This window comes from Bacillus sp. CGMCC 1.16541 (genome assembly GCF_003184905.1).
Lineage (GTDB): Bacteria > Bacillota > Bacilli > Bacillales > Bacillaceae_H > Priestia.
In genome coordinates, this window is sequence record NZ_QFRU01000004.1 from 1 (window position 1) to 26,932 (window position 26,932).

The following is a 26,932-nucleotide window of genomic DNA, read 5'->3' on the forward strand; positions in this document are numbered from 1 at the left end:
ATAAAAAACTGCACCTCCAATTGTTAGACCAGTGTCTAACAATTGGGGTGCAGTTCACGAATCCCTTGCTTTTTACATATTAGAATGTCGAAGCCACTCTTGTTTATACGATTGTAGTAATAGTAATTCTCTTTTTTCTTTCTTCACTTTTACTTTTTGTGCATTAATTCCTTTTCGTGCTAGTGCTTTGATCATCGCATCAATCGATTTCATGTATAACACACCTTTTGAAAAGTTTTAGAGAAAACGAGTTATGCTTCTTTTCTCTTTTTACGTTTGAACTTCATAAAAAACTCATACACAACAGGAACAATAATAAGTGTTAATAATGTAGAGCTTGTTAATCCTCCAATAACTGTTACACCTAAACCTTTTGAAATTAACCCGCCACCTTCTAAACCAAATGCAAGAGGTAGTAAAGCACCGATCGTCGCAATAGCGGTCATTAGAATTGGTCGTAAACGCGTCATTCCTGCTTCTAGCAATGCTTCACGTGTCGAGAACCCTTCATTTTCTTTATGAATTACACGATCAATTAACACAATAGCATTGGTCACAACAATTCCTATTAACATAAGAGCACCAATCATCGCAGAGATACTAATGGTTTCACCTGCAATAAGTAACCCAACGAGGCCACCAATAATGCTAAATGGTAAGGAGAATAAAATTGCAAACGGCGCGAGCCCCCCACCAAATGTAAGAACGAGAACGAAGTACACAATTCCGATTGCCGCTAACATTGCAAGTCCTAGTTGCGTAAACGATTCGGTAATTTGCTCAGTTACCCCACCAAAATTAATATCGATACTACTAGGCAACTCTAATTGATCAAGTTCTTTTTGAACAGCCAATGATACTTTACTTACATCATCACTCTTAATATCAGCTGTTACTTGCGCATAAATACGATTATCTCGGCGCGTAATCGTATCTGATGTTTCCCCTTCTTTAATCTCAACAAGGTCACTTAGTGGTACATCTATCCCCATCGGCGTTGTCACTTTCGTATTCTTTAACTCTTCAAGAGTAGAGAAATCTTTTTTATCCTTTGGTAAATAGACATTTATTTCATTACCGTCCTTTTGAATCGTCGTTAATACTTCACGCTCACCTAAATTTGATAGCTCCATTCCAATTTGAGCAGCGGATAAACCAAATGACGTTGCTTTTTCTTGGTTTGTAACGAGTGTATACTCTTCAAACGTTTCAGCTAAGCTTGAGCTTACATTTTCTAAGTCACCTTGCTTTTTCAAGAGTTCTTGCATATCATTCACATACGGTTTAATCTCGTCAATGGTGTTTCCGTATACATATAAGTTGAGTGTGTTATTACTTCCTCCTGTACCCATATCCATGGTACTCCACTCGCCTTTTTCTGTATCACTCTTTAAATCTTCTAAAACTGTTTCTTTTTCTTTCTCAAATTCTTTTGTGTCTTCCTCATATTCAACAAAAGCAAGGACACCATTTGAACTTCCTGGGTTAAATGGATTGCCTTCACCTAGTGAATATTGAATCATGTTCACATCTTTTCGCTTCATAAAATACTTCTCTGCAGAAGCAGCTACTTCTTCTACTTCCTCTTTTGTTTGTCCTGGTTCCGGAGAGTAAGAAATAATGATCGTTTTCTCTTCCTCACTAGGTAAAAAACTTACGCCAATAAGTGGCACTAAGAAGAAACTTCCGATTAGAAGAAGCATAGCAAGCCCAAACGAAATAAACTTATGATTTAAAGACCAATTTAAGACCCTTTTATATCCGTGAGCTAACTTACTAGGACGTTCTTCTTTATGATTTAAATTCTTATTAAATAAAACATCTGAAAGCATCGGAACGATTGTAACCGCAACAAGTAAAGAAGCCAGTAGCGAAAACACAATCGTTAACGCAAACGGTAAAAACAACTCTCCTACAGGTCCTTCAACAAGAGCGAGCGGTAAGAAGACTGCAATTGTCACAACAGTTGATGACAAGATTGGCACAAACATTTCTTTTGTGGCCGCAACAATTAATTCACCACCAGATAGCTTTTCATCTGTTTTCGACATACGACGGTAAATATTTTCAATTACAACGATTGAATCGTCTACAACACGTCCAATCGCAACTGTCATCGCTCCGAGCGTCATGATGTTTAACGAAATGTCCATGTACTTTAGCGCTAAAATAGCCATTAATAGTGAAAGCGGAATAGAGATGACTGCGATAATCGTTGAACGAATGTCTCGTAAAAACAGCAAAATAATGATAACAGCAAAAACGGAACCGATGAGTGCTTTATTTAGCATTGTGCTTACTGCTTCTTCAATCGGCTTTCCTTGGTCAAATGTGTTTACAATTGTTAAGCCATCATATTGTTTTTCTAGTTCTTCTGCTTTTTCTTTCACCGCATTTACAACATCAACTGTATTTGCATCTGTTGATTTGACAATTTGAAGACCAATGGACTCTTTTCCATTTGTTCGTGAAACGGATTCAATATTTCCTTTCACTTCTACATCCGCTAAATCTTTTAACTTTACAGTTGGAATTCCGCTTGGTACTCCTCCACCAGTACTTGGCACTTGTCCAGGAGTCGCTGATCCCCCTAAATCGCTTGTCGTTCCTTGTTGGGTCATTGGAGCTGTTTGACTTGGTACAACAGGGATCTCAATGTTTTCTAAGTCTTCAATTGTTGAAATGTTACTATCTATAACGACAGACTTCTGTTTTTGATCTAACGTATAAAGACCGAGTGGGAACGTCACATCAGATGCCGAAATAAGCTGTTTGACTGTATCTTCCTTAAGACCTAACTCTTTTAACTTCTCTTCGTTAAAAACAAGCTCTGCTTCTTCAACTAACTCCCCTGACGTACTAACAGATGACACCCCTGCTAGTTTATCTAGTTCAGGTAACACATCTTCTTGTATCATTCTTGTTAGTTCATCTAATGACTCCTTTTCATGTGAAAGGCTAAGTGACATGATTGGGAAATCGTTGATACTTTGACGTGACACGGTAGGATCTTGAACAGCATCGGGAAGCGTTATGTTTAGTAACGACCGACGAACGTCTTCCTCCGCTTCCTTCATGTCTTTGCTAAAGGAATAATCGACTTGTACAACAGACATGTTTTGATAAGAAGACGAACTAACTACCTCGACTCCTGCCAATCCTTGAACCTTTTGTTCAATGGGCTTACTTACCTTATCTGCAACTTCTTCTGGCGTTGCACCTGGATAAGCTGTCATCACCGTCACAATCGGTGTATTGATATTTGGAATGGTTTCTAGTTTCATATTTAAACCAGAATACACACCTGCAATGATGACAAAAATGGTTAACAACCATACTACAAACTTATTTTTCAATGAAAATGCAATCACTTTCTCCAAATAAAGCACTCCTCATCATTCATATTGACTGACTAGTCACGATAAAATAAAATATAAATGACCAGTCAGTCAGTGTCAATCATTTTATTATGAACGTTTTGTTAAAAGTATGACTAACTGGTCAGTTCTATTCTCAACATATCGAAACCACATGCCTGGTGTTTAGTCCAGGTAGAATGTGTATTATACTAGAGTTACAAAACAAAGAAGGACGTTTGGCTAGAAGCAAGGTCACATGTGCAAAATGGAAGGATGAATACTTTGAAAGAAAAAGAAAGACTCATTATTGAGGCTGCCATTAAACTATTTGCCAAAAAGGGCTTTAACTCTACATCTGTTCAAGAAATTGTAGAGCTATGTAACATTTCGAAGGGCTCTTTTTACATTTATTTCAAATCGAAAGATGCCCTGCTTTTATCCATTCTTAACTACTATCACGATAAGATTGCTACACAATTAGTTGAGATTAAACAACAACAACTCGAACCACGTGAGAATTATAAAGCTCAATTGAAAGTGTTTTATAATTTCATTAGTGAAAATAAAAATTTTATTATCATGCAAATACGTGAAAAGTCAATTCCGTTTAATGATGAAATTGAACAGTTTATCCACCGTATTCAACGAGAAAATGTACGGTTGCATCAAGAAAATTTATTAACCATCTATGGAGATGGAGTCACTCCATACATTGCTGATATAACGAAAACAGTCGAAGGAATTTACCACTCTTATTTAGAAGTGATTATTTTTAACCACTATTCTCTTGATTTTGAAAAGCTAGTAAGATACATCTTAAATCGTGTTGATAACATTGTAGAAGGTTTACTAAAAAGCAAGGAAGAACCGATTTTACCACCTTCCTTTTTAAACATGTATGAATTAGATCACCGTTATCACGAGAAGCCTTCTGCCTCTCTTCACGACATTATAGAAGACATGAAAGTAACACTCGATCAACTGCCTAATCTTGAAGAAGATCTTCATGTAAGCTTTGATATTTTAAAAGAAGAGTTGGAAAAAGAAGAACCTAAGCACGCACTCATTCAAGGAATGCTAGCAAATCTTAAAGAAATTGAGGCGGTTCAATCACACCGAGTTCAAATCGCAAAGCTCATGGGAGTAAAAGTACTTTAAACTCCCCTCACTTACTCATTGAGCTTTACCCTTCATATTCCTTGCAGATGGCGGTTTTCGCCTATTATAGATAAAAGTAAAGAAGTGGTGTACGACTGTTATATTTAACCGCCACTTCTTTAGCCTGCGTAAATTTGTTATGATAAATAGGAAAGTTTGATAAGGAATAGGTGAAGAAAACATGGATTATCAAGTATTACTTTATTATAAATACGTCACAATTGAAGACCCTGCTGTATTTCGTGATGAGCACTTTGCTTTTTGTGAAGAGCTTGGACTAAAGGGTCGTATCTTAATTGCTCATGAAGGAATGAATGGCACAGTCTCTGGTACACTAGAGCAAACCGAAGCATATATGACGGCGATGAAAAATGACCCGCGTTTTTCAGATATGATCTTTAAGATTGAACCGTACCATGAACATGCATTCAAAAAGTTAAAAGTGAAAGTAAAACCAGAGATTGTGAACTTAAGTTTAGAGAAGGATGTAAATCCAAACGCAACAACAGGCAAACATCTTTCACCGAAAGAATTCTATGAAGCGATGCAACAAGATGATGTACTCATCTTAGACGCTAGAAATACCTATGAATATGATTTAGGTCATTTTAAAAATGCCATTCGTCCCGATATTGAAACGTTCCGTGAGTTGCCCAACTGGATTCGTGAAAACTTAAGTGAACATAAAGATAAAAAAGTGTTAACGTATTGTACAGGCGGAATTCGTTGCGAGAAGTTTTCTGGATTCCTTGTCGATGAAGGCTTTGAAGACGTTTCTCAATTACATGGAGGCATTATTACGTACGGCTATGATGAAGAAGTAAAAGGACGTTTATGGGATGGAAAATGTTATGTGTTTGACGAACGTATTTCCGTGCCTGTTAATCGTACAGAAGAAGCAACCGTTGTTGGAAAATGTTATTACTGTGGAGAGCCTGAAGAGCGTTATGTAAAGTGTGGCAATCCAGATTGTAACGACCATCTTCTTCTTTGTGAGGAGTGTGAGCATGAACACCTACGCTCTTGCAGTTCTGAGTGTAAAGAACATCCTCATAACCGCTATGTAAAAGAGCACGCTGTTCAATCTTAAGCATAAAAAACGAGGAGACGTCACTCTCCTCGTTTTTTATTAATTAGTAAGCTTTGAAAGAATTAACTCTGTTTGAATATCTAATTGCTTTTCTAGTGAAATAGGATCGAAGTTAAAGAATTCATCTAGTTCAATCTCATAGACATTTCCTTTTTGAGCAGCAGGTAGTTGCTTCCATAGTCCGCTATTTTGGAGTTCTTCTGCTCGCTTATCTCCACCATTATCTGCATATACAGATAAGAACACATGGTCACCTACTACATCTGGCAATGCTTCTTGTGAAATTTCTAAATAAGGTTCGTTATCAATTAAGTTTTCTTTTACAAGTGCAGGAGGTGTTAAGTTTAGCGCATTGTAAAGATTATAACCTCCCCTTCCCCACTTGTTTCCATAAACATATAAATTCTTGGCCCACACTTCTAATACGGTCACCGTCTCATCTGGGCCAATCACTTTTGAAATCTTCTCTTTTGCTTCTTCTGCTTTTGCCTCATAAGAAGCAAGCCAATCATTTGCTTGTTTTTCTTTCCCTAACATGTCACCGAGCATTTTCAACTCATCGACTGCATGGCGTTTTCCATATTCAATAACAACAGTTGGTGCAATTTTTGATAGCTCTTCCGCTGATCTTTCATCCGCTGCAATAATAAGATCTGGCTCTAACTCAATCACTTTTTCAATTGCAATCGGATCACCCGCAACGTCTTCAATACCGTCTACTTTGCCTTGAAGAAATGGCGATTCTAATTCACTTTTTAACGTTCCAACTGGCTTAATTCCTAGTGTTAATAAGTGTCCTACATAGTACATAGAAACGATTCGCTTAGGATTCGTTGGTATCTCTGTTTTTCCACCGTCATGCTCAACCACTTTCATCGCGTTCTCTTCTTTACTAGGCTTAGATTCATTATTTGAGCAAGCTGCTAGAAGAAGAAGAAAAATGAGGCCTAGGATACATGATTTTTTCTTCATCTGTCTTCCTACTTTCTGTATGTATTCGTTAAAATAAAATAAATAACTTTATCTAACACTAAGATGATATTGATATTCATTTTCAATTATAAAGATTTTTTCTAAAAAAGGAAGTACTTTTACGAAAAATTAGGCTGTTGGGAAACGTATTCTCAACAGCCTAATTTGCACTTCCTATTTTAGACAAAGTACACTATCAATAGCGGACAGCTTTCCTTTTTGATGTATCTTACCTATCATTATTTTACAATTAGTTTTTTTAATTCGTCGATTCCTTTTTCACGCTCAATTGGATCCCAGAAGCCCCAAGTTGTTGTTAACGTATATACTTGATTATTTTTTACAGCTTCTAGGCTATTCCATACTTCGCCTTCCATGACTGATTTGTAATAGTCACCACTATTAAAGTACGTCACATCGATAATAAACTCTGGGTTATACTTTGATAAACCTTCCATTGAGATGTTTTCACCAAAGCCTTCTGGTAACCCTTCTGCTGGTGTTAATTTTAAATCTTCAAATAATAGTTCGTTTAAGGCGTGGTCCGTACGGCCAAATACGCGAATGTCTTTTTTGTTAATAGACACAGCCATTACTTTTTTATCACCAATTGTCTTTTTAATTTCTTGTCCAGTTTCTTCTGCTTTTTTCGCTAAGTCGTCAATAACTTTTTGACCTTCTTCACGCTTTCCAACTGCTTCTGTTACTTTTAAATGATCTTCTTTCCAGTCTCCTCCAACTTCTACAACAACCGTTGGAACAACTGCTGAAAGTTGGTCATAAATTTTTTCATAACGATCACTAATAATTAATAAGTCTGGGTTTAATTTCACAATTTCTTCAGGGTTGATTTCATCTGCATATGGAATTGGTTCAACACCTTGTAATTCTTCTTTTAAGTGGGGAGGAAATTCTCCGTCATATGCCATAATGGCATGTGGCTTAACACCAACTGATACTAACGACCCTTCCCAAGAAACGTGTGATAATACAACCACTTTTTTAGGGTTCGCTGGTACTTCTGTTTTTCCTTTAAAATGTTCAACAACACGTGTTTCCTCTACTTTATTGTGTTCTTTCACATCTTCTTTTGTACTTTCTTCTACTTTATTCTCTTTTTTCGCATCTGAGTTTGTTGAACTTGAACAAGCTCCTAACACAAATGCAAAGCTTAACAATAGTACGAACATTAAAATATGCTTTTTCATCTGTTTGTCCCCCGTTATTAATAATGAAATTCATTATCAATTGTAATGATAATGTTCTCAATTGACTATGACTAAATGAATCTTTTTAGCTGGACAAATTGTTCATCTTCTTCGCACACTTCATCATTCTTTTTTAAAAGTAACGTGTAGGTTACTTCCACACGTATTGTAGTTTAATGAATGAACAAAAAATTCCGCCCTATTAGAGAGCGGAATCTATTACCTTGCTAAGCTTACTTCTTTTTCAGCTTTCTTTTCACTTTTCATTAAGTCATACGTGATACAAACAGGTCGATTTGTGCGAGGATCTTTGACGACTTCAGCGTCAATGTTAAATGTTTTCGCTAATATAGAAGGTGTCATCACTTCCTCTGGTGTACCTTCTTTCATAATTTGACCTGAGCGAAGGGCAATCATATGATGCGCAAACCTTGCTGCATGATTCAGATCATGAATAACGATGGCAATTGTTCGTCCTTCTTCTTTATTTAATTTCTCTAATAGCTCTAATACTTCTAGTTGATGAGCCAAATCTAAATACGTGGTCGGTTCATCTAAAAGGAGTAAATCTGTTTCTTGGGCTAAGGCCATCGCAATCCATACTCGTTGACGTTGTCCACCTGATAATGCATCTACCGTTCGTTCTTGAAACTCTAACATCCCCGTTACCTCTAATGCCCATTGAACGACTTCTCGGTCATGATTCGTTAATCTGCCAAACCCCTTCTGGTGAGGAAAACGACCGTACGAAACTAATTCTTTCACAGTTAAGCCAGAGGGTGCTTCAGGTGATTGAGGTAAAACAGCCATTTTTTGTGCAATCTCTTTTGTTGATGCTTTGTGTATCGCTTTTCCATCTAAGTAAACAAAACCACTTTTCGGACTGATTATGCGAGACATTGTCTTCAAAATAGTCGACTTCCCGCATCCATTTGGTCCAATGATTGTCGTAATTTTACCGTTAGGAATATTTAGATCTAGTTCTTTTACAATCTCAACATCTCCATACGAGATATGTAACTTCTCTGTTGATAGTGATGCCATCTCTATCCTCTCCTCGTCAATTTGCTTTAATTAATAAGTAAATAAAGTACGGAGCTCCTAGCGCTGATACAACAATGCCTACCGGGATTTCTGAAGGAGCTAATAAATTTCGACCAATTGTATCAGCTAACAGAAGTAGAAATGCACCAACTAAAGCAGTGGCAGGAATCAGTACTTCATGTCTCGGCCCGACAATTCTCCGTGCTAAATGAGGAGCAACTAAACCAAGAAACGCAATGCCTCCACCTGCAGCTACACATGATCCTGCTAATGCTACTGCGTAAAATAACAGAACTCTTCTCTCTTTCTCTACTCTCACACCAAGCCCTGTTGCGAGCTGATCACCTAGATTCATCACATTTAAAAACCGTGCTTTATACAAAGTAAGAGGAAGAAACACGAAAATCCATGGTAACATTGCGAAGACAAACTTCCAATTCGTTCCCCATATACTTCCAGATAACCAAATGGTCGCTTGCATAAAATCTCTTGGATTCATTTTTAATTGAAAGATAATCAATGCTGCTCCAAACGCCGCATTTACTCCAATACCAACTAAAATAAGCCGAACAGGTGTCACACCACTTTTCCATGCTAGTAAATAAATAAGAAAAGCAGCTAAACATGCACCAATTAGCGCAAACAACGGTAACGTAAAAACAGACAATGTTCCTAATCCTGTCATCGAACCTTGGAACAGAAAGATAAAAATCACAACCGTTAATCCAGCACCTGCATTAATCCCTAAAATACCTGGGTCAGCCAATCCGTTTTGTGAAACAGCTTGTAAAATAGCACCTGAAACACCTAGTCCCGCTCCAATTAATAACGCAATGACCATACGTGGTAACCGAAATTCAAATAAAACTAAATGATCTCGATCCGTTCCAACCCCCATAAATGTTCGAATTACATCTAAAGGGGCGATACGAATAACACCTAAATTTAAACTAATAAAAAACGTAACAACAATTAAACTGAAGATGATGACCATCTTCATCAGCGCTTTTCTGTTCAAGTTGTTCATGATAACCCTCTCCCTTCTTTACGCGCTAAATAAAGAAAGAAAGGCACACCAATAATAGCAGTAACGGCTCCCACAGGAGTTTCAAATGGGGGGTTAATCATTCGTGCACCAATATCAGCCCATACTAATAAAAGTCCACCTAGCACCGCAGAACACGGAATAATCATTCGGTAGTCCACTCCGATCAAAAAGCGTGTAATATGAGGAATTACTAATCCGATAAATCCAACAGAACCTGCTATAGATACAGCTGCTCCCGTTAGTAAAAGAACGACAACAGTTCCTAATATTTTTACGATAACCGTTCGTTGACCTAACCCTTTAGCCACATCTTCTCCTAGACTTAAAATGGTAACAGAACGAGATAGAATAATGGCAAGTGCAATCCCTACTATCGCAACCGGTAATGCCAGCTTTACACTCATCCACTTTGTACCTGCTAACCCACCTGCATACCAAAAACTAATATCTTGTGCCACTTGAAAGTGAATAGCAATTGCAGAAGAAAAAGAGCTTAATAGAGCTCCTACTGCTGCCCCAGCTAACGCAAGCTTAACGGGCGTCAGTCCTCCTTTTGAAAGTGCACCGATTGTGAAAACAAGGCCTGCACCGATTCCTGCTCCTACGAAAGACCATATCATTAATCCCACATAAGACGTTCCAGGAAAGAATGCAAAGGCCAATGCAATTGCAAAGGCTGAGCCATCCGTTACACCCATAATTGAAGGTGAAGCAAGTGGATTACGAGTCATCCCTTGCATAATCGCTCCTGATATCGCTAAAAACGCTCCTACTAAAGCAGCTGTGATCGCACGAGGCATACGCAATTCTTGAATGATTTGGTGAGACGTAAACTCAGGATTAAAATAAAATACTCCTTGCCAGACTGTCATGAGATCAATATCAGCTGCTCCTACCGATATCGACGCTCCCATGCTTAAAAACAGTGCAACTAGTCCACCAATGAGCACGATTGAGGTAACCACTGGCCTTGATTTTATTTGATGTAATTCACTTTCCTCCATTTCTTTCATACGATCAGAAGTTTGGTTGATCTCTCTCATCTTTTCTAGCAACCTTCCTAAATTAGTTGACATTGATAATCTTTATCAATTAAAAGGATAATATAGATTGCTGTCTTTCACAATACTAATCACTTCATTTTCATGATTTTTATTCATACGTCTCAAGTCTTATGTAAAAATAATGCTTACGTTCATTGTGGAAATATTGGATTTTATTTACAATTAAATCAGCCATTATAGAAAGTAGGTAATCCTATGAAACGTATTTTCATTATTTTTTTCATGTTAATTGGGGGATTTCTTTTATACTCTACCCTTCCATCTCTGTCATTTTTACCGTTTGCTACTTCGGGAAAAGCGGCAGATGTAACAACCAAAATCGACTCTATTCATATGGAATTAACAAGTATCAAGACAACCATTATTCCTGAAGAACGAGAAGATGTAAAAACAGACTTAAAAGGAAAAGGGAAAGTAGAGGTGACGAAACGTGGAGATACAATTACCATCAAATATAAACGAAAACCATTTGATTGGTTTTCTTCATTCGAACAATCTGAACTGCTCATTTACATCCCAGAAGATTATCATCGTGATATGAAGATTTCATTGGGATCTTGTGATGTCATCTTGTCCCCTAAAAAACCCTTTCACTTAAATAATTTTACGTTAAATGTTGGATCTGGTGATGTCCAACTGCAGAATGTATTGATGAATCAATTCAAAGGAAATATTGCTTCAGGAGACGTGACGATGAAATCCATTACAACCGATGTAGGAAAATTTGATGTGAGTTCTGGTGAAGTGAATGTTCATCAGTATAAAGGAAGATTAGATGCCAATGTATCATCTGGGGCCTTTTTCGTACAAATGGATGAACTTGTTGATGCCATTGATGTAGATGTTAGCTCAGGTGAAGCCACCATCGACCTTCCTGATAATGCCGATTTTACACTTCGCGGCAATGTGAGTAGTGGTGATATAACCAATCATTTTCCTCTTGACGATTCGAAACAAGAGAAAAGAACAATTGAAGGAACACACGGATCTGGTAAACATTCTATTAAAGTTGATGTATCAAGTGGAGATTTGCAACTCCAATAAAAACAAGAACAAACGTTCTTTACAATCACTTCACCCTTCATTATAATGGAAATATACAAAAATCTTTCATTAAAATGAAGCAGGATTGATACGAGTGAACTATCAAGCAACCCCTTATCTTACATTCGATGGAAATGCAAAAGAGGCTCTACACTATTACCAGGACGTATTTGAAGGTGAAATCTTAAACGTTCAAACATTTGGAGAAGCCAACTTTCCAACTCCTCCAGAAGTCGACGAACACATTATGCATGCTCAATTTAAAAAAGACGTATTATTCTTCATGGTATCAGATGCATTTCTAAATCAGAATGTAACAGTTGGGAATAATATCTCATTAGCACTGGAGTTAGGATCCGAAGAAGAAATTAAAAAGCTTTATAACCGTCTTTCTGCTCAAGGTACTGTCTTAATGGAACTTCAAGATACATTTTGGGGTGCAAAATTTGCAAAAGTAACAGATAATTTTGGGGTTATTTGGGATTTAAATTACACAACGGGTTCATAGTACAAGACACTCTTTGCTACAAGCTCAAGATAAGCTGAATCGGCAAAAGACCACGATTACTCACTGTCAACAATCGTGGTCTTTCTATCAGCTATTCCTTGTTAAAAATGGATTCTTCCATTCCATTAACAGAGCATAATCACGAGACTCTTCATCTTCTAAATAATTAGCTATCACTTTAACGGGTGTACGTCCGCACCGAAGTAAAAACGTGATAACCGGATCTTTTAATTGTCCTTTCATGACAGCATGTATATATTGCTCTGTTGTCATATTCCTTTCTTGCTTATGATAGCCTGGCATCCTCCCTCCACCTAGTAATCGTTCTACACCTCGCTGAACGACCACTTCGTACATTGACAACATCAGCCATTTACCAAGACCAAGCTTTCGATACGAAGGACATACACTAATATCAACAACATACAACGCATTCCCATTGGGCTCATGATTGTTGATATACCCATTATCCGTGATGTCTTCCCATGAATGATTTGGATGATTCGGATCGAAGTTTACGAGTAATCCTGTCATCGAACCGACGATTTCTCCATTGATTTCGATACACAGTGCCCCTTCTGGAAATAGATTTACATGGTTTGCTAACTGTTCTGTATTCCACCATAATTCAGGTGGAAACGGAGGTGGAAAGCTTTCTTGTTGAACCCTTATTAACGCTGAAAAATCTTCTTTCTCATAGTTACGTATGATTGCTGAGACCGGTTGATCGTCGTTAAACACAAATAATTCTTTTTGATACACCGTCCCCTCCCCCTTTCCTGCGTTAAAAAGACCCTTACACTTTCCATGTTTCGTAAAGCTCTTGTGACAATCTTGAAAGCATGTCACCAGAGTGTTTATATGTTCACGTCAACTGTTCACTCATGTCGTGGTCCATTTCCCCTTATTCTATTACCCTTTTTGTAAAAATTTACTACTTTTGTTGTCACTTGTTTCTGTTAGGAAAGAAAATAACGATCATGCAACGACTTAGACATTTCTTATAAATAAAACCTCTTACTACACACATCGAAAGACGGTGTCATAAGAGGTTTTCGTTAAGATAGGTGAATATTCGTTGCATGTATGGTGCGATTTATTTGCTCTCTGTCGCTAGCTAACACTTCTTTCACGTTTGGACCAAACCATTCAAGAGATGCATCTATCTTCATAATTGGAGCAATGGATGATAGAAACGCATGGTAATCAACGGCTCCATCAAATAACGGTACCATTCCTTCTCTTGAGCCTGCCGAAGCATACACATTTTGAGGTGCGAAAACAGATAAATCATCACGTGATGCAACATTTTTTAAATGAAAGTGCGAAATAAACGGACGAAGCACTTGAGCTGCCTCGATTGGGTCAGCACCTGATTCCCACATGTGAAGAACATCAAAGTTTACACGTAGAGCTGGATGATCGACTTCTTCTAAAAATTGCACCGTAGAAGAAAGTGTATCTGTTAACGTGTTAGGATGAATTTCTACAAGCACGTATTGACCTCTTTCATAAAGGTGCTCACAAATGAGACGAAGCTGATTCACAAGATACGTTCGTTCTTCTCGACCTGTTTCTCTACTTCCTTTTTGCCCAGCAAATGTGCGTATTTTGTTCGTTCCCCATCGCTGTGCAAGAGATGATAATGTTTGCACAGCATCGACCATCTCAAGTGATGATGCCTCTAACGGAAGATAATCACTCAGCATACTGACGTACAGCCCATATGATTGTAGCCACTCTGCATGATAGGAAAGGTCATCTGCTAAATGTTTCGCATGAATTCCCCAAAGTTCAATCCCTTGAAATTGTTGCTTTTTCGCCCATTGTGCTAGATGATCTAGTGAATGAAGATGATGACGAAATGAAATGGTACATATAGAAAGGTTCATTGATTAATTCCTCCGTCTCTCGTTTCAATAGTAACTCGAAATCAGCACGCGCTGTTCCCGCTGCTGACACCACTCATCAAAACATTTCTGTAGTCCACGTTTAATCGTAAACTCTCGCTCATCTAGCTCATCTAACTTTTCATAAATTCCCTTTGCATCCTCAAGATTCCCGGTCAACGCAAGCTTCATGGCACGATATTGAACCGTTGTGTAACCTTTTACGAGCAGTTCAATCTCGTCACACCATGCTTCAAAGTCATCTTCCTCATAACCAAGTAACTCCCAAAAGTACGCATAAGCATGCTCATACGCATATTTTCGAATCGCAAGAACCGGTAGTTGTTTTAAGGCTGTTGTTAATTCAGATAATCGGTGTTTTTCATTACCTGTTGTATATTCTTTTACGATGAATCGAACAGCATCGGTCATTGGGTTTTCATGATGCTTTAAACATGTTTTAAAATAAGCTTCAATCGTCTCAGATGATGTTGGCGTAATATGATCAGCATCAAAATAATAGCCACCTTTTACAGATGGTTCACGTATCGCACCTAAAATTTTATCTTTTGGTAAAACACCTTTCCAACGAAAATCAGGATCAAACATAAACCATTCATCTTCTTTTTCTGTCGTATCTAACATGACATAATGTGGAAAAGGACGCTGATGAAACTTATTTTCTCGTTCTGGTAACATGGAAAGATCAATCATCACCATCACATGGCGATAATTAGGCTTATTTTCAATTAGCTCAAGCATACGCTGTACGTTTTCCTCTTTAGACTGCTCTTCGTCGTACCATTGATGAAGCTGAATTCCATATAATAACTCATACCAATTCTTGAAAAAATCGTGATCAATTCGTTCGGAATGATAACTTAATACCGCCCCTTCAAGCACATCAAAATCTGCATCCCATACGCCAAAGTAATACGGTCGATGATCCACATTTGACGCCTTTTTAATGACTTCACATACACAACTCACAAAACAATGTACTTTAATCATGCATGTTCCTCCGCTTTTTGAAGACGATCTAAAAAGTCAATTAATGTTCGAACAGTGTGAAGTTCTTTTGGCGAAAGTACTTCATCAGGAACACCAATCCCTAAGTCGAGCTCTACATGTAAAAGAAGTTGAAGAATCATAATAGAGTCCATGTACAAATCCTCATTTAAACGGGCACTCTCGTTAAATGAGGATAACGTTGGCAGTTCTAATTTATCTTTCATGATGTCATACACGCTTTGCAGTAATTGCTCTCTCGTCATACTAGTATTCCTCCTAGTAACTTTCTGCTCACTTTTCCATTTGGTAATTTCGCAATTTCTTTCACTTGAACAAATTCAACTGGTACTTGGTGGGGTGACAATCGCCCTTTGCACCATTGTCTTAAGGCCTGTTCTTCTACCGCTTCACTTGCAACAAATTGTACGCATACACGCTCTCCTGCATAGACATCTTGTTTTTTGTAAACAACCGCTTCGTCTATTCTTGGCTCCGCCATTAGAACATGTTCGACTTCTTGAGGATATACATTTAACCCCGCTACATTAATGGTGTCATCCATCCGTGACACGAAACACAACGTCCCGTCCTCTTTCATGTAGCCTAAGTCCTTCGTCGAAATAACACGTGAAGATGTGCGAAGGATGATTTCCCCTGGTTGTTCCTTCTGTTTTCCTGCTTGTACCGTTACATGTGGCAGTGCATATCCCATTTCTTCAGGTGCTTCTACACGAGGATGAAACGCGACACAACCTGCCTCTGAGCATCCATACTGTTGAAACACATAATCGGATACTTCTTGTAAAAGTGACAACCAACTCGCAGGGATCACTGTTCCTGAAGTCATGACAGCATGTAATCGTTGTTCTTTAGGTAACAGACGTATCAGTGTATAAATAAGTGCTGGAGCTCCATATAGAATATGAACAGGCTGTTGAACTAATTTTTTGATCACATACTTAGGATTTAAATTTGTCACAACGACTGGTTCCGCCCCTCTTTCTAAGCAAGATAAGAACCCACTAATTAACCCATATGAATGAGTAACAGGACAAGCGATAATCGATGTCGCACCTTTATCGATGGGCCAAACGGATACATAACTTTCAAGCTCTTCTTCAATCGATTCCCATGATCGTTCGATGCATTTCGGATTCCCTGTTGTTCCAGAGCTCATTTGAACGAGTACACCTTCTCGATCATTTCTTGTTTGTGATAACTCGATTGGGAATTCAAGTGATTCAAAAAATAAAACGTGACTAGATGTTGCATTCGCAAAACGAAGTGCTGCTTCTTTCGGAGTTGCAGGGTGAATAGGAACAACTGAACCGCCTTTTTCTTTCATATACAAACAAAATGCTAGCCACTCAAATGTATTAGGAAGACAAACAGCGATTCGTTTATGTTCAACGTTTTGTAAAATAGCCATCTCTGCAAACTTCCTATGTTGCTTCTCTACATCTTTTCTCGTGTAGTACTGATCATTCACAAAAAACATGATAACGATCTCCTTTTTCTTTTAAATCATTGCCAGCGTATTGACTACGAGATGGCGATAACTCTCTTGCTTTTTCGCACTTACTTTTTTCATTAATAGTGATTCTGTATAAATACGCGGTTGATTCATCCGAAGCTGTTCATGACGCTCTCGTAAAGAAGGAAAACGTTCGAGGTGTTTCTCGATGCTTGTATGGACTCGTGTCCAAAATAAGTGCTCTTTGTACCCTTCATATGCTTCAAGAGCAAATGATAAATCGCTTAAATGAAAAACAAACAACGTATCCATCACAAGCTCCCTTAACCCCTCTACAGAAGACATCCAATAATATTGATTGTTTGGAGCCTCTTTATAAGAATGATGCAAACGTTGAAAGTCTGGAAGAATAGCGGGGCTCGTTAAGTAGAACTCTACATATTCCACACTTTCATGAAAATCGCGAAGAACGACTCGAGTTGGCCACCCATCTTCATGTAATAGCACCATGTTTTGTGCATGCGCTTCTACTCCTACCCCATGGGCAACTAGAAGATGCCAAACGGGGAGAATCGCTACTTCTACAAAGCGTTCGATCCATTTCTCTATGCCGTATTTCCTTAACCATGGTGTGATGAAAAGCTCTCCATCTCTTTCTAACAACGGAAGAGCTGTAAAAGGAACGGCTTTTTCTTCCTCTTTCATATACGTTCGAATGTTTTCACGCCATATGACACCAAGCTGTCCGTCCATTTTCTCTCTTACTTGCTCATCCTTCGGCTCATAAATTGCTCCTGCGTACTCTTTTAGCAAAATGAGTGATGAGTGTAAATATGAATCCCCTTCAACAATTCGGTTTAGCCACGCTGAAAGGTGAGGAGCTGTACAAACAGAATGTGAAGCAAGTGTTCGAAGAGATGACGTGTTCACCATGTTCATAGACAGTTTCACATGTGCCTTTTCAGGTTGTGTGTCGTTCCATAACGTACGCACAGATTGCGTTGCTCGATATAAATCTCCGTTATATTTCAAAGGAATGATGTCTTCATTTTTCAGCATTTGGTCAAGCATTTTACTTTTGACTAAGGAGGACCATTGCCAAGGGTGAACAGGTAAAAATGTATAGTCACTGATTTGTTTATCAACTTGCTTCAATTGAATAATAAAGCGATTCCATGCCTCTTCACCCACTTCATTCTTCCAAAAATCACATTCTTCATAAGGAAAAGAAAAATTTATATCTTTACGACGAACAGCGAGCCATTGAAGAGCAAAAGATTGCTTTGCTTCTGGCCCAAATCGCTGATGGTCTGAAATCGTGAAGCCGGTTCTGGCTTTAAAACAAGGGTGATACGGGTGTCCTTCTATAATTTCAGATTCTAACTCTTCATAAGAGAGCTCTCTTCTCGATCCAAGAGGTGGAGCGAGGTTTAATTCATTCCACTCTGTTAAACGAATTGTTTGTTCAAGCTCGTTTAATAATCGCGCTTTCGTTGATTGTTCAGACGTTAATTCCTCCACCAACTGTTCAAGTGCAATCTCCACCAATGAACCATCTTTCTCAATTTGATACATGCACTCTTCTTGTATACGAAAGCGATTAAAAGCTCCTCGTTTCCCTTTGCATTCATAAGTGCCATAGCTCCCATATAGACGAAACGTATCCCCTTCACGATCATACGGAAGCAACTGTTCAAACAGCATGGCTTCAAGTAATTGACGTTTCACTCTCAATTCTGTTTTAGAGCATAAGTGCTGAAGCATAGTTTTCCTCTCCCTGAAGCCATTTTTTATATTCCACAAATGGATTTGATACCGTTGTGTAGACAGCTTGTTCAAGCTCTGCTTCTAACTCATCTACATCATGAAAGCGAGTTAATAAGTTCGCTTTACATGCTAACTCTGGTTGGTGAAGCATCATGTCTACAAACTCTTTTCCGACGCCGCTTAATTCTCGATGAAGCTCGTTCAGCTTATTTATGACTTCTTCAACTAACTTTTCTTCCTCTAAAAGACCGTCTACCCCAAATCGATGAATAATCGAGAATAATTGATTCATAAACAAGTAGTAAGCAAAGCGATCTTTTATCACATGATCTTCATAAAAAAGTTCAGGTGCATCTTTTAAGTTTTCTTCCTGAAAAAGCAATTGATTTCGATAAGTCGATGATAAATAAAAGCCCTGATTATCACGGTAATAATAAGCTGTCGGGTAACCTGCCGATACATTGAGGACACTATTTTGCTGATGAGCTTCTAATGCAATCCCGTACTCATCAAAAAGGCGAATCAGCGGATCAATTGAACATTCCCAATACGTTCGAAACCACTTTAGACTAACTTCTTCTTTCGAACGCGATTCTGACTTTACAAGATGTAAAATAATCTCTTTCAGTCGAGATTGACTACCTGGTAATGGATCTTGAACAAGAGCAGCAATCGAAGTTACTCCCTCATCTTTTCCTTTTGGGAACGAGTTAGAGCGAACGATAACTTCAAAGCCTGTTTCCTCACTTTGATTAGGTAGCGTAACGGTTACATAAGCAGGGTCATCCATTACACGAAATGTTGGATGTTTTCTCAAGAAATCTCCCTTCTTTAGCAAGCCTGCCATGATCACACCGGCCTTTAATTCATGAAGACGGTTTACCCGTAAAGAATTGGTTACCTTTACCGGAATTGAAAATTTGTACATCCATTTTCCATGTTCGTTATAAACTGTTCGAATAGAAGAAGTAGGCGTGAACTGTTTACCAAGAGTACCTAAATCTTCAATGATTCCTTCTTTCATCGCTTCTTTTACATATGTTTGTTGTAACAACCATTGTGCTTGAAGTGGATGCATTGGAATGAGATGGTGCCCTTCTTTCACTTTCACTAGTGGTTGCTCTTCTTTTATTAAATTTGTTGCACTTTTTTTTAGAACAGAGGCTTCTTGAACGTAAGCGGCATTCACACTAAAATAATGCAATTGGAAGGTTCCGCAAAGTTCTGGTGCATAACTGTTATGTTGCCAACTCGCCATCCCTTGTCGGCTTTTCGGGGTAGGATGTAGCCAATGTCCAAATAGCAAAGACTGTTCCGTGTCAATAAAGCGACTGCTTCCTGAATACAGCTTCTCCGCCTCTTTGCTTCGGTTTTCAACATATGTTGTCATCGTATGATAGCTTTCAATTAAACGAAGAAGAAGTTCATCGTAATGAGAAGCAAGTGATGAGCAGCCATTAGATTTTGCTTGTAAATGTAACTCTTGTGTTAACATCATCATGACCGATAACCGACCTTCCTGTTGCCATGACTTGTTACGCTCGTCATATTTAAAAATAAAACCAAAAGAGTGCCTACCCACTAACGATAAATAGTCGACTTCTAGCGCTAAACGAAGCGATTGATGCGGCAAATGCAGTTCAAGCACATGCCCACCCGTTACAAGATACGTTAATGCTTGTTCTCGCATCCATTCCTCTGTCTCCACTAAATGGCCTTCATTGACCTCACGTATGTAACTATTTACAAACGCTTGAAAAGAGGCATTTTCTGCTATCTGTTTAGCTATCTGAACCATAATTCCATCCTTCCTTGATTCGATCGTCCTAACAAAAGAGAATCATTCTCAATTGATTTTAAAAAAATTGCTCGATGACCCGAACAATTTTTATTTATTTAATAAGGTTTATCTAAAAAGTAACTAATATTGAAATTCATTCTCAATGATAAATATTATCAATTAAACTGAACATAGAAATTTCGAACATATTATATGGACAAATAATTCTCTTGGTTTCTTTTTTATCCTGTCACGTTGAATATTACGCGCTACCTTCAAAAAAAGAGACTAAACTTTGTAGCATATGCTTTCGACCAATCGGACCCCATGGATCCCACTCTATACTATTTGGACAGTAAACGTTTCCAGTTTGTACAGCCTTAATAAACGACCATTGTGGAGAGCTTGATACTTTCAACACATCTGATTCATGACTCCACAAAATTAACACCTTGTCTGGATTCAGCAAAACAAGGTCTTCTACTTCTACGATTTGATATTGTTCTTTCGGTAAAGATGGATGAGGCTCAAACTCTAACCTTGTAAAAAGTAAATCGATACAAGCATGACCAGAATAACCATATAAACGAATTTCATCAGAGCGAATCCACAAAACGGCCCACTTTCCTGTTTTAATCGTAGAACAAATCTGATTTTTTACTTGGTTTTCAATCATACGTATTTCTTCCATCACGGTTTCTACATGACATTCCTTATTGAATAAGACGGATAGTTGTTGCAAGTACCCGTCCCATGTTTCTTGAACGTCTATAGCATGTACATTTGAATCACGCCCCCATAAGATTGATTGCTCTTTATGATGCAAAGGCGTTTTAATAATATGGTCAGGCATTGTATGTAGAACTTCATATTTTTCAATTCCTTGTTCAGCGTTCAACAGAAACGTTCCTTCTAATTGTTTGGACAGATAAGATGGAACACCGTTTGTCAATGGAAATAACGATGGATAAGCAGGCGCTGCTACTGGTTGAATACCTAAAGACAACAGATGGTCTTGAAGGAACATCTGACTGATAACCGCTACGCGCTCATCTGCTCGCTTCATATAAATAGTAGGCGGCACTCCTTCTTTTTTCTTAAACAAACGACTAAAGTAGAATTCATCTTGAACTCCAACATGGTGCGCTATATCTTTTGTTGTCATTCCTTTTTTTTGAATCATCAACTCTTTTGCCACTTTTATTCGCTCTTCATTTAAAAACTCTTTTGGAGACATTCCTACTTTTTTGCGAAACGCTCTTGAAAATGAGGTTGGTGTCATTCCTGCTCGTGCAGCAAGCTCGGTAACGGAATAAGGTTGTGAGAGATTTTGGCGAATAAACGATACCGCTTCTTCCATATTGTCCACTTCCGTTACATCTGTTAAAGCTGACATCACATTCCATACAGTGGCTTGAAACCGACATTTCTCTGAAAAAGAAGGCTTATTTTGCAAAAGAAGCAAATCCTCATACAGAGGAATCACTCTAGCTGGCGACTGACTAGCAAGTGGAATTTTTTGCAACTCACCTAACCAATTATTTGTTAGTTTATCTTCAATCCAAGACATCGTGTACACTGTTAACAAGTTAGCAGACGCGACAAGCATACTTGATTTTGTCACCCAATAACATTTTCCTTCTACTAAGGGAATTCGTTCTTGTTCTGTTGAAAGCTGACCATCACCTGAGGCGATATATAAAAGCATTAATTGCTTCTCATCGTCATTAATCCATTGTGTTTTTCCTGCTCGTATCGTTAAACAAGATACCGAAGTTGAGTGAAATGAATGAAGACCACCCATTTGTAACACCTTCCTTCTCCGTCACTTCTATGTCCAAATGCTTCATTCTTAACGAAGAGTTGGCTCTGTATAAAACTTCTGTCCTAAAACGTGAAAAACATCTTGACGACTTTCTAAAATAAATGATGGAGATGGCTTACCTCGATTCGCACGATGACCAGCAAGGTGAACATCACTTGTTTCCCATGCCTTCCATGCTTCTTCTGATTCCCAACGAATCATAATTAACACTTCTTCGTTCCCTTTTCGCTGCTTCTTTTTCAATACACTTAAATCTAGGAAGCCCGGTTGTTGTTCGATAATCCCTTCTGCGGCAAAACGTTCGACCATTTCTTCAGCATGTCCTTCCGTCACAAGAATCGTTTTTAATTGCACAAACATAAATAATCTCTCCTTTAACTGATTGTTTTATGTTATTATAGTTGATAAAGATTATCATTTTCAATTAAAATATTAAAAAAAGGTATTTTTTCCTAAAATCATTGAAAAATAGTTTCCTAAATATAAAAAAGTGAAGTATATTTAGGAAAACGAAATAATTTTAACAGAGAGGCTTATGCACATGTGGAAAAACAAAAATGTATGGATTCTATTAGCAGGAGAATTTATCGCAGGACTTGGCTTATGGCTTGGTATCATTGGAAACTTAGAATTTATGCAAGAAAAAGTACCCTCTGACTTTTTAAAGTCGGTCATTTTAGCTGTTGGACTTCTAGCAGGTATTGCATTTGGACCGTTAGCGGGTCGACTTACGGATCAAGCAAATAAGAAAACGGTTATGCTTATTTCTGGATTCACACGCAGTTTCAGTGTAGTTTTTATGTTAATTGCCATTGAGACAGGATCTGTTTGGTGGATGGTTGTCTTTCTTATTTGTATTCAAATATCGGCTGCCTTTTACTTCCCTGCTCTTCAAGCAGCGATTCCGCTTGTAGTAGAGGAAAAAGATTTATTACAGCTAAATGGTATCTATATGAATGTCTCGACGTTATCGCGTATCTTAGGAACAGCTGTTGCTGGTATCTTTTTAGTAGTGATGTCTTTATCAATGCTTTACATCACCTCCTTAATTGCCTATCTTGGATTATTTATTTTAACGTGGTTTTTAACCATTGATGAGACGAAACAAGAAAAAGAGACAAAAGACGGCGAAGTTTCCAAAGCTGGATTTAAAGAAGTATTTCCAATTATTAAAGGACTTCCGATTGTGTTTATGACATTGGTTATGACATTGATTCCGCTTTTATTTATTGGTGGATTCAATTTAATGGTAATTAATATCAGTGAGTTGCAAGATAGTTCAGCCATTAAAAGCTGGATATATACAGCAGAAGGAATTACGTTTATTTTAGGAACACTTTTTGTGAAAAAGATGGAAGAAAAAATATCACCTTATAAAATTTTATTTGGATGTTCATTTATCATTGGATTTTCTCAATTACTTCTCTACCTCGCAGATATCCCATTTTTATCTGTTTTAGCTTTTGCTATCTTTGGTTTTGCAGTAGGTTGCTTCTTTCCAACAGCTGCAACTATTTTTCAAACAAAAGTACCAAAAGAGTTTCATGGACGCTTTTTCTCGTTTCGAAACATGCTTGACCGTCTTATTTTCCAAGTTGTTTTACTCGTTACAGGATTTTTATTGGACGCAATCGGTTTACAGTTAATGACGGTCCTGTTTGGAGCAGTATCTATTTTCATGACAACCCTCTTTTATACAAAATATCGTCAGCTACGCTCAACTCATTCCTTTAACGTAGAAGCGAGCAAGTAAAAAGCATCAAGCTGTGGATAAAACAGCTTGATGCTTTTTATTAGTTATTAATGTATTTTTCAAATACATCGCCAAAATCTTTTACGTGGTATTGGTCATGAACAGATGTTAGCCATGTAAAGCCAAAGTCTGTTAGTTCACGATATGTCACGGCTAACTTGTTATCGTCTGTTCTAGCATTTTGTAAAATGTTAACCGCTTTATCTAAGCTTTGAGAAGCCATCTTCATATAAATTTGATTTTCATGCGTCATTTCTGCAATACGAAGAAGTGCTTTGTATAAGTCTTTTAATTGTTCGATTTGCTCTTTATGCACATCAATGTCAAATGGTTGATTTCCTAACATAAACTTAATTTCAACGTCCATGTCGATTTTACCAGCTGTTTCAAGAAACACGTTTGAGATTTTATGTTGAGAATACGGATAGCGCTTAAGAACACGCTTTGAAGAGACAGCATTCGCACCGTCTACATGGATAACCGCTAAATTTGTAAAGCAATATTCATCAGCTTTCGTTTTGATTAGGAAGTAAATCTTCTCCCCATCTTCATGCATCACGTAATCATCTGCATCTGTTTTATCATAATCAGCTGGACTGATAATTTTCCCGATATCTGATAACCCTAATGCGTCTGAAGCTATCTTTTTAAACATTTGTATGTCCTCCCCCGTTTGTTATTTTTACTATTTTATCATAACAAGATGACTGACAATTTTAAACTTTTATTACAAAAACGAGTATTGTTAATAAATTTTAAAAAAATCCGACATGACAGCAGGACGGTCATGTCGGATTTTTTTACGTTGAGGAAACATTCAGAGAGAATGAATTCACCTAGTTTAATTAGCTATTATTCTGTGAAAATTTACGCGCTAATCTCATATTGTCTAACTTGATTGTACCTTTCGCATGTCCTAGTTCAAGAATAAACTGTGCATTCGAATCATCTGATAGTTTTTCAAAAGGTAATGTAACCATTTGCTCACCTTTTGACAATTTAACTTCTTCACTTGCATACGCTTCTCCGTCTTTGTTAGCAATCTTCACTTTTACCTTATTGTCATGAGAAGAAGTTACTTTAAAGCTAACGTTATAACGATCATCTTTTGAAATAAGGATGCCTCTTTGTACAAGCTGAATATCCTCTACTTTTTTACCAGGCTTTCCAATATCGATTGTTAATTCACGTTTTTCTGAATCAACGCTACTAGAAGGGACAGCTTTACCATTGTGTACTAAATGCCAATAGCTCATTCCGTCCGCTTCTCCGATATCAAAGCTACCATTGTACAGATGATTTCCATCAGCTAGCGGTGTCTTCAACACATCATCATTAAACGGAATATCCTCTACTTCTTGTAATCGGGCATTTCCGATCCATGTCGTTTTGCTGTCTGTTCCTAAGTTAAACTCAACTCGAGCAGCATTATCAGAGGCACTCTTCATTTGAAATGGAATTTCGTATCTTTGCACTTCTTCGGTTACATGTGCGACTAAACTTGGTGAATAGCTTGCATAGCCGACGGATTCACCACCTGTTACTTTCACAATCATCTTTCTTACGTCTTCTGCTTTCGCATCAAAGGTGAGCTTATAAAATCGACCTTTCGCTAGCGAAACAATCGCTTGCGGCTGCACAGAATAGACCTGACCACCAGCGTCTTTAATGTCCACTTTTAAGAATGGATCACCATCAATGTCTTCAATAGACACCTTAGCATTGTTACTCGTACCATATTCTTCAAAGAGTGCCCAATGAGCTGTTCTAGGAATACCCATACCAGCATCTCCTTCTACATCTTCAGTAAAACGATTATTATAAATTAAGTTCCCATCCTCTTGTGGAAGCTTCGCACCTGGCAAATATGCTTCTTTTTCAATTGTTGGCGGTACTGGCTCGCGGTATTCACGCCCCGTTAGTTCGTATACACGCACATAATCAATTTTCATTGATTTTGGAAACATTGTGTCAGCTTCCGGATTCCCGTCAAAATTCCCACCAACAGCTAAGTTCATAATAAGATGGAACTCTTCATCAAACGGAGCTGGATAGGCATTATTCGCTGGTTGACCTGGACTTTGGCTATACCAATCGTTCTTTACGCTATACAACTCTCCATCTACATACCAACGAATCTCACCTGGCTCCCACTCAACTGCATACGTATGAAAGTCTTCAATTGTACTCCCATCTGTAAACTCGTATTCTGCGCCACTGTATCCATTATTCGGCCATTCTTGACCATAGTGAATTGTTCCAGCAATTGTATGTGGTCTGCTTCCCCAACCTTCCATAATATCAATTTCACCAGAGGCAGCCCATCCTCCGTAAACATTTTTCTCAGGAAGCATCCAAATCGCAGGCCAATATCCTTTTCCAGTCGGAGCACTTGCACGAATTTCAAATTTACCGTACTTCTTACTAAACAACCCTTTTGTTTTAATACGAGCAGATGTGTAACCAAATCCTTCATACTCTTCTTTTCGTGCTTCGATGACCAAATTTCCATCTTCTTCTCTTACATTTTCAACACGATTTGTATAATACTGTAACTCATTGTTTCCCCATCCAGGTAATCCAACTGAATGGCCATTTGTTAAATCAAATGTCCATTTAGAAGAGTCGATTTGTCCATCATTGAATTCATCTCCCCAAACTTGCGTCCACATTTCTTTTGTGGGTTTTTGACGATAATCTTTTTTAACAGTTGCCTGTACCTCTGAATCTTTTTTCACGTCGATGACCTTACCCTCTGCAGCAGAAACACTAGTGAAGAAAGAAGTTAACATGATTGAACTAATTAAAATAGTAGAAATGGATTTCTTAAACGTATAACTTCTCACTATCTACACTCGCTTTCTTTTATTTTTTGAAACCGCTTTCTAAAGTAGTCATAATAAACTCACAGGACATGAAACGAGTACCTGTGAGTCTC

At 37.9% G+C, this 26,932-nt stretch carries 23 protein-coding genes; 5 read left to right on the forward strand and 18 right to left on the reverse strand.

The annotated features are described in order from the left end of the window. Positions 1-72: 72 nt before the first annotated feature. Both DIS06_RS20105 and DIS06_RS06485 read right to left on the reverse strand, forming a co-directional pair. A complete protein-coding gene (locus tag DIS06_RS20105) occupies positions 73-213 on the reverse strand; it encodes a hypothetical protein (protein ID WP_162595902.1) in 141 nt (46 codons plus the stop codon). 38 nt (positions 214-251) lie between these two features. Next, positions 252-3,380: an efflux RND transporter permease subunit gene (locus DIS06_RS06485; protein ID WP_110112441.1), complete on the reverse strand. Its 3,129-nt coding sequence runs from the start codon at positions 3,378-3,380 to the stop codon at positions 252-254. Between the two features lie 261 nt (positions 3,381-3,641). On the opposite strand from DIS06_RS06485, the gene DIS06_RS06490 reads away from it, so the two are divergent. Together DIS06_RS06490 and trhO are read left to right on the forward strand one after the other, a co-directional pair. Continuing rightward, the gene (locus tag DIS06_RS06490; RefSeq protein WP_162595903.1) at positions 3,642-4,517 is read left to right on the forward strand and encodes a TetR/AcrR family transcriptional regulator; all 876 of its coding nucleotides are present in this window, start codon (positions 3,642-3,644) and stop codon (positions 4,515-4,517) included. 181 nt (positions 4,518-4,698) lie between these two features. Next, the gene (gene trhO, locus DIS06_RS06495) at positions 4,699-5,607 is read left to right on the forward strand and encodes an oxygen-dependent tRNA uridine(34) hydroxylase TrhO (protein WP_110112443.1); all 909 of its coding nucleotides are present in this window, start codon (positions 4,699-4,701) and stop codon (positions 5,605-5,607) included. 39 nt (positions 5,608-5,646) lie between these two features. Here trhO and DIS06_RS06500 read toward each other — a convergent pair whose 3' ends face one another. From DIS06_RS06500 to DIS06_RS06520, 5 genes are all read right to left on the reverse strand, one after another. Further along, positions 5,647-6,579 carry an ABC transporter substrate-binding protein gene (locus tag DIS06_RS06500; protein ID WP_110112444.1) on the reverse strand — a complete coding sequence of 311 codons (933 nt, stop codon included), beginning with the start codon at positions 6,577-6,579 and terminating at the stop codon, positions 5,647-5,649. 239 nt (positions 6,580-6,818) lie between these two features. After that, positions 6,819-7,787 (reverse strand): ABC transporter substrate-binding protein, encoded by a 969-nt coding sequence (locus DIS06_RS06505; RefSeq protein ID WP_239421922.1) that lies wholly within the window; start codon positions 7,785-7,787, stop codon positions 6,819-6,821. Between the two features lie 219 nt (positions 7,788-8,006). Beyond that, positions 8,007-8,831, reverse strand: a complete 825-nt coding sequence (locus DIS06_RS06510; RefSeq protein ID WP_110112445.1) for an ABC transporter ATP-binding protein — start codon at positions 8,829-8,831, stop codon at positions 8,007-8,009. Between the two features lie 16 nt (positions 8,832-8,847). Further along, entirely contained in the window at positions 8,848-9,858 is a 1,011-nt protein-coding gene (locus DIS06_RS06515) for a FecCD family ABC transporter permease (RefSeq protein ID WP_110112446.1), read from the reverse strand. Beyond that, positions 9,855-10,892, reverse strand: a complete 1,038-nt coding sequence (locus DIS06_RS06520) for a FecCD family ABC transporter permease (protein ID WP_110112718.1) — start codon at positions 10,890-10,892, stop codon at positions 9,855-9,857. Before DIS06_RS06520 ends, DIS06_RS06515 begins: the two co-directional genes overlap by 4 nt. Before the next feature lie 246 nt (positions 10,893-11,138). Between DIS06_RS06520 and liaG the strand changes: the two genes are divergently transcribed. After that, the gene (gene liaG / locus DIS06_RS06525; RefSeq protein ID WP_110112447.1) at positions 11,139-11,987 is read left to right on the forward strand and encodes a LiaG family protein; all 849 of its coding nucleotides are present in this window, start codon (positions 11,139-11,141) and stop codon (positions 11,985-11,987) included. Positions 11,988-12,081: 94 nt separating this feature from the next. After that, complete coding sequence (locus tag DIS06_RS06530) at positions 12,082-12,495, forward strand: VOC family protein (RefSeq protein WP_110112448.1); 414 nt, start codon at positions 12,082-12,084, stop codon at positions 12,493-12,495. An 87-nt stretch (positions 12,496-12,582) separates the two neighbouring features. Here the strand turns inward: DIS06_RS06530 and DIS06_RS06535 are convergent, their stop codons facing one another. The 9 genes from DIS06_RS06535 to DIS06_RS06575 form a co-directional block, all read right to left on the reverse strand. After that, entirely contained in the window at positions 12,583-13,257 is a 675-nt protein-coding gene (locus DIS06_RS06535) for a GNAT family N-acetyltransferase (RefSeq protein ID WP_110112449.1), read from the reverse strand. Between the two features lie 296 nt (positions 13,258-13,553). Next, entirely contained in the window at positions 13,554-14,387 is an 834-nt protein-coding gene (locus tag DIS06_RS06540) for a sugar phosphate isomerase/epimerase family protein (protein WP_110112450.1), read from the reverse strand. Positions 14,388-14,411: 24 nt separating this feature from the next. Continuing rightward, complete coding sequence (locus DIS06_RS06545; RefSeq protein WP_110112451.1) at positions 14,412-15,395, reverse strand: DUF6005 family protein; 984 nt, start codon at positions 15,393-15,395, stop codon at positions 14,412-14,414. Then, positions 15,392-15,658 carry a petrobactin biosynthesis protein AsbD gene (gene asbD, locus DIS06_RS06550; RefSeq protein WP_110112452.1) on the reverse strand — a complete coding sequence of 89 codons (267 nt, stop codon included), beginning with the start codon at positions 15,656-15,658 and terminating at the stop codon, positions 15,392-15,394. The genes DIS06_RS06545 and asbD overlap by 4 nt, the downstream gene beginning before the upstream one ends. Continuing rightward, positions 15,655-16,893, reverse strand: a complete 1,239-nt coding sequence (locus DIS06_RS06555) for an AMP-binding protein (protein WP_110112453.1) — start codon at positions 16,891-16,893, stop codon at positions 15,655-15,657. The genes asbD and DIS06_RS06555 overlap by 4 nt, the downstream gene beginning before the upstream one ends. A gap of 21 nt (positions 16,894-16,914) precedes the next feature. After that, positions 16,915-18,633: an IucA/IucC family protein gene (locus DIS06_RS06560; protein WP_110112454.1), complete on the reverse strand. Its 1,719-nt coding sequence runs from the start codon at positions 18,631-18,633 to the stop codon at positions 16,915-16,917. Further along, positions 18,611-20,434: an IucA/IucC family protein gene (locus tag DIS06_RS06565; RefSeq protein WP_110112455.1), complete on the reverse strand. Its 1,824-nt coding sequence runs from the start codon at positions 20,432-20,434 to the stop codon at positions 18,611-18,613. The genes DIS06_RS06560 and DIS06_RS06565 overlap by 23 nt, the downstream gene beginning before the upstream one ends. Positions 20,435-20,678: 244 nt before the next feature. Then, positions 20,679-22,220, reverse strand: coding sequence for an AraC family transcriptional regulator (locus DIS06_RS06570; protein WP_239421946.1), 1,542 nt, complete (start codon positions 22,218-22,220; stop codon positions 20,679-20,681). A 48-nt stretch (positions 22,221-22,268) separates the two neighbouring features. After that, complete coding sequence (locus DIS06_RS06575) at positions 22,269-22,601, reverse strand: antibiotic biosynthesis monooxygenase family protein (RefSeq protein WP_110112456.1); 333 nt, start codon at positions 22,599-22,601, stop codon at positions 22,269-22,271. 181 nt (positions 22,602-22,782) lie between these two features. On the opposite strand from DIS06_RS06575, the gene DIS06_RS06580 reads away from it, so the two are divergent. Beyond that, positions 22,783-23,994, forward strand: coding sequence for an MFS transporter (locus DIS06_RS06580; RefSeq protein ID WP_239421924.1), 1,212 nt, complete (start codon positions 22,783-22,785; stop codon positions 23,992-23,994). Positions 23,995-24,034: 40 nt separating this feature from the next. Here the strand turns inward: DIS06_RS06580 and DIS06_RS06585 are convergent, their stop codons facing one another. Together DIS06_RS06585 and DIS06_RS06590 are read right to left on the reverse strand one after the other, a co-directional pair. Continuing rightward, a complete protein-coding gene (locus DIS06_RS06585) occupies positions 24,035-24,649 on the reverse strand; it encodes a PH domain-containing protein (protein WP_110112458.1) in 615 nt (204 codons plus the stop codon). Positions 24,650-24,839: 190 nt separating this feature from the next. After that, positions 24,840-26,840, reverse strand: a complete 2,001-nt coding sequence (locus tag DIS06_RS06590; protein WP_239421926.1) for a family 16 glycosylhydrolase — start codon at positions 26,838-26,840, stop codon at positions 24,840-24,842. Positions 26,841-26,932 lie beyond the last annotated feature (92 nt).